Annotated in this window: 12 protein-coding genes; 2 read left to right on the top strand and 10 right to left on the bottom strand. The window is 67.2% G+C overall.

From position 1 onward, the window contains the following. Positions 1-4 precede the first annotated feature (4 nt). The 6 genes from ACXZ1M_RS25110 to ACXZ1M_RS25085 form a co-directional block, all read right to left on the bottom strand. Positions 5-670, bottom strand: a complete 666-nt coding sequence (locus ACXZ1M_RS25110) for a FecR family protein (RefSeq protein ID WP_459050318.1) — start codon at positions 668-670, stop codon at positions 5-7. 52 nt (positions 671-722) lie between these two features. Beyond that, positions 723-2,282, bottom strand: a complete 1,560-nt coding sequence (locus ACXZ1M_RS25105) for a putative bifunctional diguanylate cyclase/phosphodiesterase (protein ID WP_459050317.1) — start codon at positions 2,280-2,282, stop codon at positions 723-725. A gap of 4 nt (positions 2,283-2,286) precedes the next feature. Then, on the bottom strand, positions 2,287-2,685 hold the full coding sequence (locus tag ACXZ1M_RS25100; RefSeq protein WP_459050316.1) for a response regulator transcription factor: 399 nt from the start codon (positions 2,683-2,685) through the stop codon (positions 2,287-2,289). 109 nt (positions 2,686-2,794) lie between these two features. Further along, positions 2,795-3,418, bottom strand: coding sequence for a response regulator transcription factor (locus ACXZ1M_RS25095; RefSeq protein ID WP_459050315.1), 624 nt, complete (start codon positions 3,416-3,418; stop codon positions 2,795-2,797). After that, complete coding sequence (locus tag ACXZ1M_RS25090) at positions 3,405-4,838, bottom strand: sensor histidine kinase (protein ID WP_459050314.1); 1,434 nt, start codon at positions 4,836-4,838, stop codon at positions 3,405-3,407. The genes ACXZ1M_RS25095 and ACXZ1M_RS25090 overlap by 14 nt, the downstream gene beginning before the upstream one ends. Positions 4,839-4,902: 64 nt before the next feature. Beyond that, the gene (locus ACXZ1M_RS25085) at positions 4,903-8,688 is read right to left on the bottom strand and encodes an ATP-binding protein (RefSeq protein ID WP_459050313.1); all 3,786 of its coding nucleotides are present in this window, start codon (positions 8,686-8,688) and stop codon (positions 4,903-4,905) included. A gap of 76 nt (positions 8,689-8,764) precedes the next feature. Between ACXZ1M_RS25085 and ACXZ1M_RS25080 the strand changes: the two genes are divergently transcribed. Continuing rightward, positions 8,765-13,303, top strand: coding sequence for an Lhr family helicase (locus tag ACXZ1M_RS25080; RefSeq protein WP_459050312.1), 4,539 nt, complete (start codon positions 8,765-8,767; stop codon positions 13,301-13,303). Between the two features lie 40 nt (positions 13,304-13,343). Beyond that, the gene (locus ACXZ1M_RS25075; RefSeq protein WP_459050311.1) at positions 13,344-15,365 is read left to right on the top strand and encodes an AsmA family protein; all 2,022 of its coding nucleotides are present in this window, start codon (positions 13,344-13,346) and stop codon (positions 15,363-15,365) included. On the opposite strand, the gene ACXZ1M_RS25070 is transcribed toward ACXZ1M_RS25075, so the two are convergent. From ACXZ1M_RS25070 to ACXZ1M_RS25055, 4 genes are all read right to left on the bottom strand, one after another. Beyond that, positions 15,352-17,760 (bottom strand): beta-L-arabinofuranosidase domain-containing protein, encoded by a 2,409-nt coding sequence (locus ACXZ1M_RS25070; protein ID WP_459050310.1) that lies wholly within the window; start codon positions 17,758-17,760, stop codon positions 15,352-15,354. The genes ACXZ1M_RS25075 and ACXZ1M_RS25070 overlap by 14 nt on opposite strands. A 101-nt stretch (positions 17,761-17,861) precedes the next feature. Further along, the gene (locus ACXZ1M_RS25065) at positions 17,862-18,785 is read right to left on the bottom strand and encodes a sulfurtransferase (RefSeq protein WP_459050309.1); all 924 of its coding nucleotides are present in this window, start codon (positions 18,783-18,785) and stop codon (positions 17,862-17,864) included. Between the two features lies 1 nt (position 18,786). Continuing rightward, on the bottom strand, positions 18,787-19,857 hold the full coding sequence (locus tag ACXZ1M_RS25060) for an SGNH/GDSL hydrolase family protein (protein ID WP_459050308.1): 1,071 nt from the start codon (positions 19,855-19,857) through the stop codon (positions 18,787-18,789). Positions 19,858-19,870: 13 nt separating this feature from the next. Then, a complete protein-coding gene (locus ACXZ1M_RS25055) occupies positions 19,871-20,800 on the bottom strand; it encodes a LysR family transcriptional regulator (protein WP_459050307.1) in 930 nt (309 codons plus the stop codon). Positions 20,801-20,806 lie beyond the last annotated feature (6 nt).

The raw sequence follows: 20,806 nt of genomic DNA, 5'->3' as shown, positions 1-20,806 counted from the left end.
GCCGTCAGGGGATCAGCGTGTCGGCGTCGCCAAAGGCGGCCGGCGGTGCGAAGCGCATGCCCGGATTGGTGAACATCTTCACCGGCCGTGTTTTATCATCCTTGATGAAGCCGAACTGGCCGGGATCGTAGCGGAATTCGCCCGCGCCGTTGACGATGGAAATGCCGCCCGTGCTGACGTGGACATGCAGGCCGGGCTCCAGGCCCGGCGAGGCATCCAGGTCGCCCTTGCCGGTCAGGTATTCCAGGAAGAAGGTGGTGCCGCGTATGCCGATGGTGGCGCTGGGCGTCTTCATGGCGAATTTGTCTTTGCTGCGCTTGCCCAGCAAACCGGTCACCGAGCGCAGGCCGCCTTTGACCAGTGTGTAGGCGGCGCGGTCCGTATCGGGCCGCGACTCGTCGTACGAAAACTGGTCGATCTTGACGGTGGTGCCGGGCTTGAGCGCCAGTTCACTGTTGTCGATGAAGCGCACCAGCGCATAGGCGCCGGGGGCGGTGACCAGCGTGTCGCCGCTCTCCACTTCCGACTTGGCCTGCAAGGGCTTGACCGCGCCGGCCGGCGAACGCGCGCTCATCGGCCCGCTCAGCTGCACCACCACGCCCGCCACCTGCGCCGCCTGCACGCCGGCCGCGCCCAGCATCAATACCAGTCCGATTAGAAAACGCCGCATGGTGAGCATGCTCCGATGTGAAAAACATCAGCATACATCAAACCCACGCGGGTCAAGCCGCCCGCAGTTGCAGGCTTCCTTCAAGGAAGTTCAAGGCGGATGCCGCCGGCAGCGGGCGGCTGTAGTGATAACCTTGTATCTCGTCGCAGCGCCAGGCGCTCAACATGGCGCGCTGGGTCTCGGTTTCCACACCTTCGGCGATCACAGTCAGCCCCAGGCTGTGACCGAGGCCGATGGTGGCCTGCACAATGGCGGCCTGCTCGCGCACCGCATGCATATTGCGCACGAAGGACTGGTCGATCTTCAGCTTGTGGATCGGGAAGCGCGACAGGTAGGCCAGGCTGGAATAGCCGGTGCCGAAATCGTCGATCGCCAGCTTGAGGCCCAGCGCACGCAGGCGGTGCAGCAAGGCTATCGCGCCTTCGGCGTCTTCCACCATCACGCTCTCGGTAATCTCCAGCTCCAGGCAGGACGGATCGATGTGGGTGGTGGCCAGCAGGTCTTCGATGTGGGCGAGGAAGCCCGGCGCAGCGAACTGGCGGGGCGAGATGTTCACCGCCACCACCACGCGCTGGCCGGTCTCGGCCTGCCATACGCTGATCTGGCGGCAGGCTTCTTCCAGCACCCAGTTGCCGATGGCGACGATCAGGCCCGATTCCTCTGCCATTGGAATGAAATCGGCCGGCGAAATCAGCTGGCCATGGCGGCGCCAGCGCACCAGCGCCTCGAAGCCGATCAAGCCACCGTTGTGCAAGGCCTGTTGCGGTTGATAGTGCAGCTCCAGCTCCTCGCGCTCCACCGCGTGGCGCAGCAGCGACTCCAGGTCCAGCCGCTCGCCCGCTTCGGCGTTGAGCTGCTGCGAGTAGACCACCAGCCGGTCGCCGCCGCCCTTGCGCGCCGCCTGCAGCGCGGCGTCGGCGTTGCGCAGCAGCGTGCCGGCGGATTCGCCGTGCAGCGGGAAGCTGACCGCGCCCAGGCTCAAGGTGGTATAGATTTCATGGCCTTCGCAATCGTAGGGGTTGCGCACCTCGTCGCGCAGGCCGGAGAGCGCCTCGGCGAAGGCCTCGTCGTCGCAACTGAGGCGGTACAGGATGGCGAAGTTGGCGCCGTCGAGGCGGAACACCTCGCCGCCGCTGCGTTCCGCCGCACCGCGCAAGCGCGCCGCCAGGCCGATCATGACGCGGTCGCCGAAGGCGTGGCCGAAACCGCCGATGATGCGCGAGAAGCGGTCGATGGTGCCCAGCACCACCACGTGCGGCACGTCCGGCAGCGCGGCCAGGCGCGCTTCGAAACTGCGGCGGTGCGCCAGGCCGGTCAGCGGATCGTGACGCGCCTGGTGGCTCAGTTCATTCTCCACCAGCACCCGCGCCCGCACGTGATACAGCATGAACAGGCCCGTCACCAGCGCCAGCACGTCGAACAGGTGCACCAGCCGCGTGATCAATGCGATGGCCGGGTAGGCCATCGCGTCCATTTCAAGACCGTCGACTAGACTGGAGCGCAACTGCCCGGCGGTGGTCTCCATCACAACGGACAGCGCGACGCTGGCGGCGATCACCAGCAGCAGCAAAAAATAGATCAATCGGCGCGAACTGCTGGTGGCGTGGTTCATGGCTTTATTCCTCGACGTGGATGGATGCGCCGCCGGCCTGCTTCAGGCAAAACAGCAGCTCGTTCGCTTCAAAGGGTTTGCTTAGAAAGCAGGAGGCGCCGCTGTTGAAGGCGCGCTTGCGCAACGCGGCTTCGGGAAATGCGGTCATCAGGATCACCGGCAACTGGTTGCCGTCGCGGCGCAGGCGCTCCAGCAGCTCGATGCCGCTCATGCCCGGCATTTGCAGGTCGGTGATCACGCAGTGGTAGTCGCCCAACACGCCCGCATCCAGCAGGGCCAGCGCGGAGTCGTAGGCGTTGGCGGCGTAGCCGTAGGAGCGTAACAGGCTGCGCAAACCGTCACGAACGGCCGCGTCGTCGTCGACGATGGCGATACTGGAAAATTGTGGATCCGGATAAGACACTGGCTACTCCCATGTTCGGACGGCGGCTCGCGGCCATCCAGCGCATGGGAGAACAATAGCGTTTACCGGCGTCCCGGAAAATCATACAAGCGTATAGGTGGCGCCAAATTCAGGCCAGGCCCAGCGCCTCGGCCATGCGCACCAGGTCCGCGAAGGTCTTCGCTTCCATCTTGCGCATGGCGTTCCCACGGTGGATCTTCACCGTGATTTCGCTGGTGCCGACTTCGCCGGCGATCTGCTTGTTCATCAGACCACGCGCGGCCAGCGCCATGATCTCACGCTCGCGCGGCGTCAGCGTGGCGTAGCGCGCGGTGATGCCGCTGCGGGCCTGGTCGCGCACACGCCGCTCGCCGTCGGCCGTCAGGGCGGCATGGATGGCGTCCAGCAGATCCTGGTCGCGGAACGGCTTGGCCAGGAAATCGACCGCGCCGGCCTTCATGGCGCGCACCGACATGGGGATGTCGCCATGGCCGGACATGAAGATGATGGGCAGCGCCACGCCATCGCGATTGAGCTCGGCCTGGAAATCGAGCCCGCTCACGCCGGGCATGCGCACGTCGAGCAGCAGGCAGCTGGTGGTCTCGCGCCGGGGCTGGGTCAGGAAATCCGCCACCGAGCCGAAACCGGCCACCTGCATGCCGACCGAGCGCAATAGACTGGAGATGGCGTCGCGCAGCGGCGCCTCGTCGTCGACGATGTAGACCAAGGCGTCGGCGTAATCAATCTGGTTCATGGAAAGGCAGTGTGAAAAGAATGGTGGCGCCGGCCACCGGGCTGTCCGGCGCGGCAGGTTTGGCCCAGATACGGCCGCCGTGGTTTTCGATGATGGAGCGGCAGATCGGCAGGCCCATGCCCATGCCGTCCTCCTTGGTGCTGTAGAAGGCTTCGAACAGGCGTGGCAAGGCGGCCGTCGGAATGCCGGGACCGGAATCGCTGACGCTGACCTGCAGCGTGCCTTCGGCATTGCGCTGGGTTTGCAGCGTCAGCACCGCCTGGCCGGGCTGGCAGGAGGCCATGGCTTGGATGGCGTTCATCAGCAGGTTGATGAACACCTGCTGAAGCTGCACGCGGTCGCCGCACACCGGCCGCAGGTCGGGCGTGAGGCCCAGCATCAGGGCCACGTGATGGTTGTTCAATTCGCGCCGGACCAGGTCTACGCTGTCCTCCACCACCGCTTTCAGGTCCAGCTCCGCGTACTGCGGATCGCTGCGGCGCGCCAGCGCGCGTATGCGCTTGATCACGCCGGTGGCGCGCGCGCTCGATGCCAGGATGCTGGCCACGGTGGCGCGCGCCTCGTCCAGCTCGGGCTGCGGGCGGTTCAGCCAGCGCAGGCAGGCCTCGCCGTTGGTGGAGATGGCGGCCAGCGGCTGATTGACTTCGTGGGCGATGGAGGCGGCCAGTTCGCCCAGCATGGTGACGCGGGTGGCGTGCGCCAGCTGCACCTGCGAGCGATGCAGCGCCTGTTCCGCCATCACCGCCGCCGTCACGTCGGTGAGCGCGCCAAGGTACTCGCATTCGCCATCCTTGTTTTGACGGGGATGCGACAGCACGTGCACGTATTTCAGTTCACCATCCGGCATCAGCAGCCGATGGCGCAGGTCCACCGTGCCGTCGCCGCGCAGCGACTGGTCGATGGCCGCCTGCACCACGTGGCGGTCCTCCGGCGCGGTGTGCGCCAGGATGCGCGCCATGGTCGGCTCCACGTCCAGCGGATAACCGTAGATGCGCGCCGCTTCGTCGGACCAGTACATGGCGCCGCTATGGGCCTTGAAACTGAAGCTGCCGGTCTTGCTGATGCGTTGGGTGCCGGCCAGGAAGGCTTCGCTGCGGCGCAAGGCGTCTTCACGCGCCAGCAGCTCATTGGTGGCGGCCTGGCCGCGCAGCACCAGCACCGAGGTGACGCCGATGGCCAGCAGCCCGACCAGCAAGCGGCCGACAGCGGCGGGCGAAAACACTTCGCTGTGGGTCAGCACATAGGACAACAGGGTCAGCGCCAGGCAGGCGCCGGTGGCCAGCAGCACGCCGCGCCTGGCCCAGATGCTGGCCGATAGCAGCACCACGACGACGTACATCACGGCGATGGCCATGTCCAGCGGCGAGAAGGTGTCGATCGCGAAGATCAACAGCATCAGGAAAATCAGCAGCGCAGACATGCCCGTCCTTGTGGGTGATAGTGGCAACCCTCCCGATTATAGTGGGGATTGCCTCCCTTGCAACCTATACTCGGGTATGGGTTGACACGGCGTGGGCGTCTTTTAACAACTGGTCGAGTCGTGTCAGGTCGATCGGCTTGGTCAGGTGTTGTTCGAAGCCCGCCGCCATGGCCTGCAGGCGGTCCGCCTCCTGGCCGTAGCCGGTGATGGCGATCAGGCGCATCGCCTCGCCGCAGCGCATGCCGCGCAGGCGCGTGGCCAGCTCGTAGCCGTCCATGCCGGGCAGGCCGATGTCGAGCAGCCCGACCTGCGGGCGGAACTCCGGCGCCAGCGCCAGCGCTTCCGGCGCCCCGAACACCACCTTGACCGTGTGGCCGAACAGCTCCAGCACCTCGCCCAGCGCGCGCGCGGCGTCCTCGTTGTCGTCGACCACCATGATGGTCAAGCCGCCCTGCGGCGTGCCACTCGCCGCCGCCGGACCGGCCGGCGCCGCGCCTACCTCCTGATGGACGGGCATGCGCGCCGTGAACAGGCTGCCGCAGCCAATGCCGCAGCTGTGCGCCGTCACGCTGCCGCCATGCAGTTCCATCATGCTGCGCGCGATGGCCAAGCCCAGCCCCAGGCCGCCCTGGGAACGGCTCAACGCCTGGCGCTCCTGGGTGAACCGCTCGAACACAAGCCCCAGCATATCGGCCGAGATGCCGATGCCGTTGTCCTCGACTTCGACCACCACGTCGTCGCCGTCGCGGCGGGCGCGCACCGCCAGCCGGCCGCCCGGCTCGGTGTATTTGGCGGCGTTATTGAGCAGGTTCGAAATCACCTGCGCGCAGCGCATCGGATCGGCCAGCACGGTCAAGCCGCGCGGTGGCACCGCCACCGTCAAGACATGCTGCCGCTGTTCGATCAGCGGGCTGGCGGTTTCGATGGCGCGGGTGATCACATCCGCCATCTCCACCGGCTTGCGCTGAAGTTGCACCTTGCCCTGGGCCACGCGCGAGACGTCGAGCAGGTCGTCCACCAGCGCCACCAAGTGGTTGGTCTGGCGCTCGATGACGGCGCGCTCCTTCACGGCGACGTCGCCGCCGCGCATGCGCATCAGTTGCAGCGCCGTGACGATCGGCGCCAGCGGGTTGCGCAGCTCGTGGCCCAGCATGGCGAGGAATTCATCCTTGGCGCGGTTGGCCGATTCGGCCGCGCGCTTGGCGGTGGCCAGTTCGGTGACGTCGAACGCCACCACCGCCACGCCGTAAGGCAGGCCGCCTTCATCGCTCAAGGGCTGATAGACGAAGTCGAACCAGCATTCGCTTGGCGGTTGATCCGGGATGCGCCGCATCCACAGCTGCACCGAGCGGCCGACATAGGGCTGGCCGCTGGCCAGCACGCCGTCCAGCAGTTCGTAGATGCCCTGCGTCGCCAGCTCGGGGAAGGCCTGGCGCACGGTCTGGCCCAGCAGCGCGCGTGGTCCCACCAGCTGCTGGTAATACTCGTTGGCCTGTTCGAATACATGTTCCGGCCCGTTCAGGATGGCGATGGCGACCGGCGCCTGGCTGAAGACGCTGCGCAGGCGCCGCGCGGCGACGCCCTCCACCACGCGCATGCGCTGGCGCAGGCGCAGCACTTCGATGCGCGCGGCCAGCTCGCGGCCGGAGAACGGTTTGACCAGGTAGTCGTCGGCGCCGGCATGCAGGCCTTCGAGCCGCGCTTCTTCGCCGGCGCGCGCCGACAGCAGCATGAACGGAATGTCGCGCGTGGAGGCCTGCTCGCGCAGCGCCGCCAGCAGGCCGAAGCCGTCGAGCTGCGGCATCATCACATCCGACAGGATCAGGTCCGGCGGACGGCGCGCCACGGCGGCCAAGGCTTCCAGCCCGTTGTTGCAGACCTCCACCTGCCATTGCCCCTGCAGCAGACGTTGCAGATAGTCGCGCATGTCGGCGTTGTCGTCGACCACCAGCAGGCGGCCGTGCGGCGTCGCCGGCGCAGCGGCAGCGGCCTCCGTCACGGCTTCGGCTTCGCCGGCACTATCGGCCAACGCTTGCGCGGCAGCGCCGGCGCCGGCGCGTGCAGGCGACCAGCCCTCTGCCTCCGCCACGTAGGCGGCAGCCGACGACGTCGCCCGCGCCGGCGGCGCATCCAGCTGCGCGGCCGGCAGGTGCGCGCGGCCCAGCGGGATGGCGACACTGAAGACGCTGCCGCGTCCGAGCGCGCTTTCAACGCCTATCTGGCCGCCGTGCAGCGCCACCAGATCGTGCACCAGCGCCAGGCCGATGCCCGATCCTTCATGGGTGCGCGAGCGCGCGCCCTCGACGCGGTGGAAGCGCTCGAACAAATGGGGCAGCTGGTCATGCGGGATGCCGGTGCCGGTATCGGCCACTTCCAGGCGCAGCTGGCGACCGACGACTCGCTGGCGCACGCGGATCTCGCCTTCGAAAGTGAACTTGAAAGCGTTCGACAGCAGGTTCAGGAGGATTTTTTCCCACATGGCCGGATCGACGTACACCGCTTCGTCGAGCGGCGCGCAATCGACCAGCAGCTGCATGCCCGCGCCCTCGATGGCGGAACGGAAGCTGCTGGCCAGATCGGCCGTCAGCGCCGCCAGGTCCACCGCGACGAAGCTGGCCTGCGCCCGCCCGGCCTGCACGCGCGAGAACTCCAGCAGCGAGTTGACCAGCTTTTGAAGGCGCAGCGCGTTGCGCTGCATGAGCTGAAGGCGCTCGCGCTGCACCGGCGGCAGCGGCGCGCTTTGGTCTTCCAGCGCATCGTGCACGGGTCCCAGCAACAAGGTGAGCGGCGTGCGGAATTCGTGACTGACGTTGCTGAAGAACTGCGTCTTGGCGCGATCCAGTTCCGTCAGCATGTCGGCCCGCAGGCGTTCATCCTCGGCGGCGCGCGCCTGCTGCATCGCATTGCTGGTCTGGGTGCTGATCAGTTCCAGGAAGTTGCGGTAGTCGGCGTCCAGGCGGCGCGCAGCGCTCACGCCCAGCACCATTACGCCCAGCGTCGAAGCGCCGCCATTGCCCTGCAACGGCAGCACCAGCGCCTGGCGCAAGGGCTGCTGCGCCAGGCCGTCCGGCAATCCAGACGGCGCCGGATCGGGCAATGTGATCACGCGCGCCGTGGCGTCGGCCAGCACGGCATCCACTTCGAACAGATCGCGGGCGCCGGCGATGTCGGCGTGGGTGGCCTGCAGTAGCTGCGCCGCAGCCGACGGCGTGTCGCCGGCCAGGTAGAGCTGCGCAAACGGCAGGTCGTCGGGATTGGCGCGGATCGCCGCCAGCGCCGTGGCGCAGGCGGCATGCACGGTGCGCTCCTGCAGCGTGCTGGTGCTGATGTCGAACACGGTGTGCAGACGGCGCGCGTTCAGTTGGCGGCTGGTGACATCGAGATTGGCGCAGAACAGGCCGGCCACGCTGCCCGATTCGTCGCGCACCGGGCTATACGAAAACGAGTAGAACCTCTCTTCCAGCAAATCGCCACGGCGCATGAACAGGCGCACTGTGTCGGCCATCGTGGTTTCGCCGTGCGCGAACACGCGGTCGGCCAGCGGGCCGCAGATATCCCAGATCTCCGCCCAGACTTCGTGCGCCGGCCGGCCCAGTGCCTGCGGGTGCTTGGCCATGCTGAGCACTTCGATGTAGGCGTCATTGTACAAAAACGTCACCTGCTCGCCCCAGCCCATCCACATCGGCTGCGGCGAATTGAGCATCAGGCTGATCACGGTTTTCAGGCTGTGCGGCCATGCGGCGATGGGGCCGAGCGGCGTACCGTCCCAATCGTGCGCCCAGATGCGCGCGCCCATTTCTCCGGGTGCGGTGAGAAAGCTCGGAATCAGGTGGGGCGCTAAGTTGGACATGGGGTGCGGCGGCTATTGATTTACAATATTCCAAGCTTATCATGCCCACAAACAACATCGCGCCTGATTGAGACGTATGACCGATGCCCTCCATGCCGCCGCCGTCCATCGCTTCCACCCCGCCGTGGACGCGTGGTTCGACGCGGCCTTTCCCGGCGCGACGGAGGCGCAGCGGCGCGCATGGCCGCTGATTCAAGCCAGGCGCACCACGCTGATCGCCGCGCCTACCGGCTCGGGCAAGACCTTGACCGCCTTCCTGGCCGCCATCGACGCGCTGGTGTGCGAAAGCCGCGCCGCGCCGCTGCCCGATGAAACGCGGGTGCTATACGTGTCGCCGCTGAAGGCGCTGTCCAACGATATCCGCCTCAACCTGCTAGCGCCATTGGAGGGCATAGGCCGCGAGCTGGAGGCCATGGGCCTGCCGCCGCACGGCATCCGCAGCGCCGTGCGCACCGGCGACACCACCCAGGCCGAGCGCAACGCCATGCGCCGCCGCGCGCCGCACATCCTGGTCTCGACGCCGGAGTCGCTGTACGTGCTGCTTGGCTCGGACAGCGGCCGCGCCATGCTGGCCGGCGTGCGCACCGTGATCGTCGACGAAATCCACGCGGTGGCAGGCAGCAAGCGTGGCAGCCATCTGGCGCTGAGCCTTGAACGGCTCGATGCGCTCTGCCCTCGGCCGCCGGTGCGGGTCGGCCTGTCGGCCACGCAGAAGCCGATATCGGCGGTGGCGCAGTACCTGGCCGGCAGCGGAAAACCATGCGCGGTGGTGGATGTGGGCCATGTGCGGGCGCGCGACTTGAATCTGGAACTGCCGCCGGTGCCACTGGAGGCTGTGATGCCGAACGACGTGTGGGACCGCGTCTACGACCGCCTGGCCGAACTGACGGTCATGCATCGCACCACGCTGGTGTTTGTGAATACGCGCCGCATGGCCGAGCGAATGGCGCGTCATCTGGCCGACCGGCTCGGGCCGGAGCACGTGGCCGCGCACCACGGCAGCCTGGCCAAGGAATACCGGCTGGAGGCCGAACAGCGCCTCAAGCGCGGCGAGCTGCGGGTGTTGATCGCCACCGCGTCGCTGGAGCTGGGCATCGACATCGGCGATGTGGATCTGGTGTGCCAGATCGGTTCTCCGCGCAGCATTGCCGCTTTCCTGCAGCGCGTGGGCCGTTCGGGCCACCATGTTGGCGGCCTGCCCAAGGGCCGGCTGTTCCCGACCTCGCGCGATGACCTGATCGAGTGCACGGCGCTGCTGGACTGCGTACGGCGCGACGAACTCGATGCGCTGCGCATTCCGCCGGCGCCGCTGGACGTGCTGGCGCAGCAGATCGTGGCGGAGGTGTCGTGCCGCGAATGGAGCGAAGATGGGCTGTACGATTTGATACGCGGCGCTTCGCCCTACGCGAAGCTGGAGCGCAAGCGTTACGACGAGGTGCTGCACATGCTCACCGACGGCTATACCAGCCGCCAGGGCGTGCGCGGTTCGTACCTGCATCGCGATACCGTAAGCGGCACCCTGCGCGGCCGGCGCGGCGGCAAGATGACGGCGGTGATGTCCGGCGGGACCATTCCAGACAACGCCGACTACACGGTGCTGCTGGAACCGCAGGGCCAGAACATCGGCACCGTGCATGAGGATTTTGCGGTGGAGAGTTTGGCCGGCGACGTTTTCCAGCTTGGGAATACCTCGTACCGCATCCAGCGCATCGAGGCCGGCAAGGTGCGCGTGGAGGATGCGCACGGCGCGGCGCCGAATATTCCGTTCTGGCTGGGCGAGGCGCCGGGCCGCACGGATGAATTGTCGGCCGGCGTGGCGCGGCTGCGCGGCGAGATCGACGCCCTGCTGGCGGCGGCGCCCGATGGCGAGGCGGGCATTGAGAGCGCGGTGGACTGGCTGATCGGGCATCTGGGTTTGCAGGAGGCGGCGGCGCGGCAGATCGTGGAGTACCTGGCGCGCTCGCGTGCCGCGCTGGGTGCGCTGCCAACCCGCGATACGCTGGTGATGGAGCGCTTCTTCGATGAGTCGGGCGGCATGCAGCTGGTGCTGCATTCGCCATTCGGCAGCCGCATCAACCGGGCCTGGGGGCTGGCGTTGCGCAAGCGTTTCTGCCGCACCTTCAATTTCGAGTTGCAGGCAGCGGCGACGGAGGATGCGATCGTGCTGTCGCTGTCGGACAGCCATAGTTTTCCACTGGATGAGGTGTGGCGCTACCTGCGATCGACCACGGCGGAGCATGTGCTGGTGCAGGCTTTGCTCGATGCGCCCTTGTTCAATGTGCGGTGGCGCTGGAACGCCACCACTGCGCTGGCCCTGCCGCGCTTTACCGGCGGGCGCAAGGTGGCGCCGCAGTTGCAGCGCATGAAGAGCGATGATCTGCTGGCGGCGGTGTTCCCCGATCAGGCGGCGTGCCTCGAGAATATCGTCGGTGAGCGGGAGTTGCCGAGCCATCCTCTGGTCGATCAGACCTTGGACGATTGTCTGCATGATGCGATGGATAGCGAGGGCTGGCTGGCGCTGTTGCGGCGCATGGAGGCGGGCGAGGTGCGCCTGCTGGCGCGCGATCTGCCGGCGCCGTCGCCGCTGGCGATGGAGATTCTGAATGCGCGGCCGTACGCGTTTCTGGACGATGCGCCACTGGAGGAGCGGCGCACGCAGGCGGTGATCAACCGGCGTTGGACCGATCCGGCGTCCACCGATGATATGGGGGCGCTGGATGTTGGCGCAATTGCGGCGGTGGCGGCTGAGGCTTGGCCGACGGTGCGCGGCAGCGATGAGATGCATGAGGCGCTGATGTCGCTGGCCTGCATCACGCCGGCGGAGATTGCGCGCGAGGCGGGCTGGCAGGAATGGATAGACAGCCTTGCCGCCGGCGGCCGCGCCATGCGCCTGCGCGACGCCGGCAGCGGCGCCGATCTCTGGGTCGCCCGCGAACGGCTGGCCTGCGCCCAAGCCGGCTGGCCCGCCGCGACGACATCGGACGACGCGGCGCACGACGGCGAGGCGTGGACGCGGGATGCGGCGTTGGTGGAGATTCTGCGGGCGCGGTTGAGCGGCTTCGGTCCGCAGACGGTGGCGGCGATTGCCGGCCCTCTGGCGCTGCCCGCCTCCACCATCGTCATCGCGCTGACGCAGCTGGAGAGCGAAGGCTACGTGATGCGCGGCCGCTTCACGCCGGGCGTGAGCGAGGAGGAATGGTGCGAGCGGCATCTGCTGGCGCGTATTCATCGCTATACCATCAAGAGCCTGCGGCGCGAGATCGAGCCGGTGGAGCGGCAGGACTTCATGCGCTTCCTGTTCGAATGGCAGCATCTGGCGCCGGACGCGCAACTGCAAGGCATCGACGCGCTGCCCGAAGCGCTGGCCCAGCTGGAAGGCTACGAAGCCGCCGCCGGCGCGTGGGAAAGCGAACTGCTGGCATTGCGCCTGCGCGACTACTCGGCCCTGTGGCTGGACGATTTGTGCCGCGCCGGCAAAATCGTCTGGACCCGCGTGGGTGCGCCGGCCAGCGCGGCCGGAGGTCCGGTGCGCAGCACGCCGTTGGTGCTGCTGCCGCGCCGCCAGCTCGGCGTCTGGCATGCGCTGCCGGCGGTGGCCGGTGAAGTCGAGGTGTCGCCACGCGCGGCCCGCGTGCTGGAAGCGCTGCGACGCGATGGCGCGATGTTCTTCGACGAATTGTCGCGCGATGCGCGGTTGCTGCCGGTGGAACTGGAGAACACGCTGGGCGAGCTGGTGGCCACAGGACTAGTCAACGCCGACAGCTACGCCGGCCTGCGCGCCATGCTGGTCCCGGCCAACAAACGCGCCAGCAACGACCGCCGCCGTCGCGGCGCCGGCCCCACCATGGAGGAAGCCGGCCGCTGGGCACTGGTGCGCCGTGGCGACGGCGTCACCATTACCGTACGCGCCATAGAAACCGCCCTGCCGCCCAGCCCCGCCCCGGCGCCCAAGATGGCGCCGGCAAGCGCTTCGCCGGATGCGCAGCTTAGCACGTCTGCCAACGCCAAGGCAGGCGCACACGCAGGCGCCGAGGGAAGCGTTCCGCCGAGCGCGCCGGCCGATGCGCGGGCAAGCGCGTTTGCCGCCGTCCCCGCGCGCGCTGCGCCGCCGGCGCGCAAGCCGCGCACGGATCCTGAAACGCTGGAGCACATCGCCATGACGCTGCTGCGCCGCTACGGAGTCATGTTCTGGCGGCTGCTGGAACGCGAAGCCGCCTGGATGCCCAGCTGGCGCGAGCTGCTGCCCGTCTATCACCGCCTGGAAGCGCGCGGCGAGATTCGCGGCGGCCGTTTCGTGGCCGGCCTCTCCGGCGAGCAGTTCGCCCTGCCGGAAGCCATCCCGCTGCTGCGCGAAATGCGCCGCCGGCCTCACGACGGCGGCTACGTCTGCATCTCCGCCGTCGACCCGCTCAACCTCTGCGGTACCCTGCTCACCGGCGACAAGATCCCGGCGCTGGCCGGCAACCGCGTGCTGTTCCGCGACGGCGTGCCGGTCGCCACGCTGGTCGCCGGCAAGTTCCACTACCCGCCCGGCACCGAAGACCGCGAAACCCTGCACGCCTACCTGGTCGGCAAGCCGCCGCTGCCCACGCACATTCCGGCTACTGTGGCATAGCGCACATAACACCGGCCGCGTGAGGCGTAGCATGGCTAGCATGAAAAAATCGCGCCCACTCAAAATCGTTCTTGGCCTGCTCGCCACGCTGCTGCTGGTGCTGACGGCGATCGTCATCTTCATCCTGACCTTCGACTGGAATCGCGCACGGCCCTGGATCAACCACCGCGTCTCCGAAACCATCGGCCGCGAGTTCGCCATCAACGGCGACCTGCGCGTGCGCTGGGAACAGGACAGCACGGAAGCCGGCTGGCGCCGCTACATACCGCACCCGCGCATCAACGCCGCCGACGTCAGCATCGCCAACCCGACGTGGACCACCAGCGGCCCGCGCCTGGCGAACGTCGGCAGCATCGAAGTCGCCCTGCACCCGCTGCCGCTGCTGCACAAGGAAGTGGCGATCACCGACCTCGCGGTCGACAAGCTCACCGTGGCCGCGCAGCGCCGCGCCGACGGCAGCAACACCTGGACCTTCAAGGACAACGGCCCGTCCGAATGGGAAGTCGACATCCAGCGCCTGACGCTCGGTGAAGGCGACCTGCGCTACCTCGACGACGCCATCAAACTCGATCTGCGCGCCAAGGCCACCGGCATCAACGAAGGCGCGGACGCGCAGAAGTACGGCCTGCGCTTCGACTTGAGCGGCAGCTACCGCAACGCCCCCGTCACCGGCGGCGGCAAGGTGGGCAAGGTGCTGGCCCTGCGCGACGAGCACACCACTTTCCCGGTGCAAGCCGCCGCCAACCTGGGCAAGAACAAGATCGCCATCGAAGGCACGCTGACCGATCCACGCTCGCCCGCCGGCCTCGATCTGAAACTGTCGCTGGGCGGCGCCAGCATGGCCGACCTGTATCCGCTGACCGGCGTGCTGCTGCCGGAAACGCCGCCCTACGCCACCACCGGCCGCCTGATCGGCAAGAAGACCGGCCCGGTGTGGAACTGGACCTACAAGAATTTCACCGGCACCGTCGGCGGCAGCGACCTGGAAGGCACGCTGGCCTACGCCCCGCGCAAACCGCGTCCGCTGCTGACCGGCGCCGTCACTTCGCGCCAGCTGCGGCTGGAAGATCTGGGTCCGACCATCGGCGCCGAGAGCAACGCCGACAAATCCAAACGCGGCAAGGCGCAGAACCAGCCGGCCGACAAGGCACTGCCGGTCGAACAGTTCAACACCGCCAAATGGGATGCGTTGGACGCCGACGTCAAATTCACCGGCAAGAAACTGGTCCGCACCCACGATATTCCGCTTACCGATATCGAAGCCCACATCAAGATGAACAACAAGGTGCTGACGCTGACGCCACTCAACTTCGGCATGGCCGGCGGCGACATCACCTCCAGCATCAAGCTCGATGGCCGTCAAAAGCAGATCGACGCGCAGATCCGCATGGCCGCGCGCCACCTGAAGATCCGCCAGCTGTTCCCCAAACTGGAATCGATGCAGGCCAGCGTGGGTGAAGTCAGCGCCGATGCGGCACTCGCCGGCAAGGGTAATTCCGTCTCCACCATGCTGGCCACGTCCAGCGGCGAACTCGGTGCGACGGTGAGCGAAGGCTCGGTCAGCAAATTCATTCTGGAAGCGGCAGGCCTGAATATCGCCAACCTGGTGTTCGTCAAACTGTTCGGCGACAAGCAGATTCAGTTGAACTGCCTGGCCGGCGACTTCGTGGTGGAGAACGGCAAGGCGCAGACGCGCCGCTTCGTGGTGGACACGCAGGAAGCCGTCATCAACGTCAGCGGCAATGTGGATCTGGCCAAGGAAACGCTGGACCTGGACGTGCGTCCGCAAACCAAGGGTGTGCGCATTATCTCGCTGCGCACGCCGCTGTACGCCAAGGGCACCTTCACCAATCCGGATGTCGGCCCACAGAAAGGCCCGCTGGCGCTCAAGGCCGGCGCCGCCGTGGCGTTGGCGACCATCGTCAATCCCCTGGCCGCGATTATCCCGCTGATCAATCCGGGCAAGGTGGAGCCGGTGGACTGCGCGGCCGCGCTGGCGCAAGCCAACGACACCCGCGCCGTAGCCAAAACCCAGTCGCAGTATCCCGCTAAGAAGAAGTGATGGTGGACGAGGCGCGCTGCGTGAACAGCCGCACGCCGAACACCGGCCCCGCCGTGTGGCCGGGCTCCGGATCGAAGCACACCACCACGCTGGCCTTGCCGCTGGTGAGGCGCTCCGGCACCGGGTACTCTCGGTCGATGAAGACGCCCGGATCGGCGCCGTCAAGCTTGACGCGGGCAATACGCTCGCCGTCAACGCTGATGTGGAAATCGCGGTTGCGCTCCTCGCCCCAATAGCTGGCCTGCAGCACCAGCGGGCCGTCGCCGCACTTCATGCGGAAGCTGAAGAAGCCGCCGGTGCGGGCATCGCGGCCGTTGCGGCCACGGTAGGAAACCGGATAGGAAATCTCCGATTGCAGGTCGTGGTCGCGCTCCGGCTGCATTTCACCCAGGTGCATCACGTCCACCGAGCGGTCGGCCAGATCCTTGAGCCGCGCTTCCTCCTTGCGGAAGGCCACTTCCGAGGCCGCCCATTCCGGTTCGCTGTAGGCGTTGAAGTACACCGCCGCGCGCCGCTCGTACTGAGAAAAAAACGGCGTGAACTTCATGTCGCCCGGCCGGCCGCTGCCCACGCTGCGGTACACCGCCTTGATCTTGTCCGACTCCTTGAATGAACCTAGAATATTCGCGCCGACCAGCGCCGGCGCCAGGCCGCTGAATGGTTTGTCGGCCGCGCCAAGGTCGGCGGCCAGCACCATCGGCCCGCGCAGCAGCGCCACCACGCGGTCATTGCCGGCGGCCGATTCCATGCGCAGGTCCAGCGGCAGCGACAGGCGCACTGTGTCGCCGGCCTTCCAGCGGCGGCGGATCAATGCGTAACCCTTGTCCCGGCTAGCCTTATGCGGCTTGCCGTTGACCAGCAGCTTGTGGCTGGCGGCCCATGCCGGGATGCGCAGCGCCAGCGTGTAGTCGCGCTGCCCGGCCAGGCGGCGCACCTTGAGGTCGATATCGCCTTCGAAGGGATAGCGCGTGTTCAGCTCCAGCTGCGCGCCGGTACCCTTCCATTCCACCGTCGATGGGATGTAGAGGTTGACGAACAGCATGTCGCCGTTTTCCCAATAAATCGAATCGCCATGCTTGGCGTGGCTCTCCATGCCGGACAGCACGCAGCACCAGAAGTCGTTCTCCTCGCTGGAGTATTCGCGCGCCACGCCGGACATCAGCGGCGTCATATAGGTAAACATGCCGGTGCGCGGATTCTGGTGCGCCAGGATGTGGTTGAGGTGCGTGCGCTCGTAGTAGTCGAAGTAGGCGGCGTCCGGCGCCCAACTATACAGGTGCCGCGTCATCTTCAGCATGTTGTAGCTGCAACAGGCTTCGCAGGTTTGCTCGGTGATGTGGGCGGCGATGGAGTCCGGCGCCGAGAAGTATTCACGGTCGCCGTTGCCGCCGATGACGTAGCTGTGGTGGCGCGTGACGCGCTTCCAGAAGAAGTCCACCGCGTCGGCGTCGCTGCGGCGGCCGGTCAGCTCGTGCAGGCGCGCGAGGCCGATCAGCTTGGGGATCTGCGTGTTGGAGTGCAGGTTGGCCAGTTCGTCGCGGCCTTGCGTCAGCGGCGCCATCACCTTGGTGTGGTAAAGACGCTGCGCCAGCGCCAGCCAGCGCTTGTCCTGCGTGCGCGCATACAGTTCGGCGAAGCTTTCGTTGATGCCGCCATGCTCGCAGTTGAGCACCTGCTGCACCTGTTCGTCGTTGAGGGCGGCGAATACCTTGTCGATGTAGCCGGCCAGGCCCAGCGCCACTTGCAGCGCCTGCTCGTTGCCGGCGTAGGTTTGGGCGTCGAACAGGCCGGCGAATACTTTGTGCCAGTTGTAGAGCGGCACCCAGCAGCCATTCAGGTCGAAGCCGGCCGAGCGGATTTCGCCGCGCATGATTTCGGGGAAGATCTCCTTGCCGTCGACGATTTTGCCGTCTTTGCGCTTGCGCATGAAGCCGGCGATGTAGCCGTCGCCCTGCGCCTGCTGCACGCGCGCCAGTTCGGCCACGATGTAGTCGATGCGCGGTTTCAGCGCGGCGTTACCGGTTTGCGCGTGCATCAGCGCCAGCGCGGACAGGTAGTGGCCAAGTGCTTCGCCGGCGATGGTGTCGGATTCCCAGCCGCCGTAGATTGCGCCCTTGACCGGCAGGCCAGCGAAGCGATGGTAGTTGTGCAGGAAGCGGTCGGGACTCAGGCGCAGCAGGTAGGCTTGGTTGGCTTGCAGCGCGTCGGCGTAGACGGAAGGCAGCAGGCGCACCGAGGACATGGGCAGTGGGCGCGCTGTGGCAGGGACGCCGTTGATGGCGCTGGTGGCGCCGACCGCCGTGGCGGCCGAGCCGGCGGTGCTGGTGGCGTTGGCGCTCCAGCCGGAAACCAGTCCCAGGCTGGCGGCGCCCTGCAATATCAATCGGCGTTGCATACATCCCCTCACGGTGAGTGACCAGGCAATAATGTACGTCCGAAGGGCGGCCTTCGTCTTGCTTGCGGGCCGCTAAAAGCGTGACGAAATCAGCATAATCGCTATGCCTCGCCGCCTGCTGCCCATTCGCACCAGCCGCCGTCGTAGACGCTGATGCGCGGCCAACCCATGAGGTAGGCGTAGAAAAAGGCCATAGAGGCACGCCAGCCGGTGCCGCAGTAGAACGCCACCTGCCGCTCGCGCGTGATGCCGGCGTTTTGCCACAGCTGTTCGATTTCTTCGGCCGGCTTCATCGTGCCGTCCGGCAGTTGGTAGGCGCTCATGCTGTTGATGTCGCCGTCTTCGCCGGCAGCCACCCAGCGCGCGCCGGCGATGTCGCCGCGCTGAGAGATGTAGCTGTAACCGGAGATTTTGCCGAGGTGTTCGGCTTCGCTGCGGATGCTGGCCAGCGCGCCATCGGCCTGCACCAGAAACGCGCGGGCTTGCGCGGTGTCGATGATGTACTCAGGATGCGCGGGCACGGCACGGCCGAAATCGGCCGCCGGCGCCGGCATTGGCGCGGGCGTCGGCGCACGACTGGCGCCGGATGCGTCGGAGGTGCCCGGCACGCTGGAAACGCCGGACACACGGGATGCGCAAGCATGGCCGGCGCGCAGCCAGGCGTCGAAGCCGCCGTCGAGCAGGCGTACGTCCTCCACGCCCATGTACAGCATGAGCTGCGCCGCGCGCGCGGCGGCCAGGTTGTTGCGGCCATAGAGAATGACGGTGGTGTCGTGGCGGATGCCGTGGGACAGCAGCACCGCCAGCAGTTCGTGGTCCGGCGCCTTGAGCCAGCGCGGCGCGTGCTCGATGTCGTCGGTGTCGAGGTAGGCGGCGCCGGGTATGTGCGCCTGTTCGAATTGCGCGCGCAGGCCGTAGCCCGCCTCCAGCAGGCACACGCCGGCCGGCATACCGCCGGCGCACAGCGTGGCCAATTGTGCCGCCAACTGATCCGCCGTCATCAGCTGTCGCGCGCGGGGCAGCACTTTACCAGCCTGTCTTCTGACGAATGAAAGCCGTCAGCAGCGCCGCATTGGCCTGGTGCTGCTTGACGCGTGGGTGGCCGCCGAAGCCGTTCCACGGGAAGATGATGGTGTCGATGCGCTGGTCGCCGCCGTTGCGCATCTGGTCCACCGCCGTGCGCACGTAGCCCGGCCACTTGGAGCCCTGGCGCACCGCATCCATGCTGCCCAAGGCGCAAACGATGTAGGCGCGCGGGTACAGGGCGCGGATCTTCTGCACCAGTGTGCGATAGGCCTGCACACGTTGCGCATCATCCGGCATCGGCGACAGGCGCTTTTCGCGGTCGATCAGCCAGCTGTCGTTCTGGAACAGGTTCACCACCACCACGTCCGGTGTCCACGACGTGAAGTCCCACTGGCTGTTGTTGTTGCCGACGGCGCTCAACTGGTCGTAGAAATCCGGCATGGTGAAGGGGAACCAGCTGATCATCACGCCGATGCCGCTCTGCGAGGTGATATGCGCCTCCGCATCCAAGGCGCGCGCCGTGATCGGGGCGTAGGACATGAAGTTGTTCTTTTCCTTGAGCAGATGGTCCGGGCCAGCGTCCGGCGCCTCGTTACCCATGCCGCTGGTGATGGAGTCGCCGAAGAATTCGATGCGGCGCTGCTTGCGCGGCGGTGGCGGCAGCAGCTTGCCGCCGTCGTCCAGCTCCAGGCCCTGGAACACGGTGCCGCCCTCCTCGCCCTCGGTGCGCTTGGTGATGAGGAAGCGGTGCGCACCCGGCTTCAGGCCGTCGGCCACCGCATAGGTTTTGCTGCCTTGGACCGCTTCGATGATCACCGGCCTGGCCAGGTCGCCGTCGATAAAGACGTTGAAGAAGTTTTTGCCGCGCTGGTCCTCCAGTTTGACAGCCAGGCTGGCGCCGCTGAAGTTCCCTTCGATGCTGGTACCCGGCCATGACAGCACCGGCCGCGCGCGGTCGGCGAAGTCTATCCTTCCCGTGTACTGCAACTGCGCGTTGTCGGGATTGATCGCCACGCCGGCAAACGCCTGGCCGGCCAGCAGCAGCGCTGCAAGTCCTGCTTTGAACTTCATCGAACCATCTCCTTTAATGTTGGCGGAAGCGCGCGGCGTGGCCGCTGGCGCGGAACTGCTCTACCATGTAGTCAACAAATACCCGCACCTTGGCCGGCACCAGCTTGCGGCTGGAATAATATATCGAAAGCGGCCGCGTCTCCGCATGCCAGTCCGGCAGCACGCGCACCAGCTCTCCGCTGTCGAGCAGCGGCAAGGCGTGCGGCAGCGGCAGCATGGCGATGCCCATGCCGCAGGCGGCCGCGCGGGCGATGGCTTCCGGGTCGTCCAGCACCGCCACCGGACGCACGCTGGCCACCACTTCCTTGCCGGAGCGGTGCTTCAAGGTCCACGGCACCAGCCGCCCACTGCTCAGGGAGCGGCGCAGCAGGCCGCGATGGCGCGTCAGGTCCGCCGGCGATTCCGGCACGGCATGCGCTTTCAGGTAGGCCGGCGACGCCGCCAGCACGATGTCGACCCGCGCCAGTTCGCGCGCGATCAGGGCGTCGGTCAGCTCGATGCCGCCGCCGATGCCGACGTCGAAGCCGTCCGCGATCAGGTCCACCTGGCGATTATCGAAATACAGGTCGGGCACCACGTCCGGATAGCGGCGCGAGAATTCCTCCAGCAGCGGCACGAAATACTGGCGGCCCACGGTGTAGGCCAGCGACACCTTCAGCGTGCCGGCCGGCTTGCCGGCGCCCTGGCTCAGGTCCGTCAGCGCGTCGCCGATCTCGCTCCACGGCAGCCGCACCTGGCCGTACAGGCGTTCGCCGTCGGTGGTCAGCGCCAGGCTGCGGGTGCTGCGCTGGAACAGGCGCACGCCCAGCCGCACTTCCAGCCGGTTGACGCTTTTGCTGACGGCGGCCGGCGTCAGCCCCAGGCGGCGGGCGGCCGCAGAGAAGCTGCCCTCGTCGGCGGCGGCGATGAAGGCGTCGAGATAGCTGCTGAGTTCGGTGAGCATAGCGCT

The sequence above is a fragment of the Duganella paludis genome, assembly GCF_054461335.1.
The sequence above is the reverse complement of the archived record's forward strand: the minus strand, read 5'-3'. Positions and strand labels throughout refer to the sequence as shown.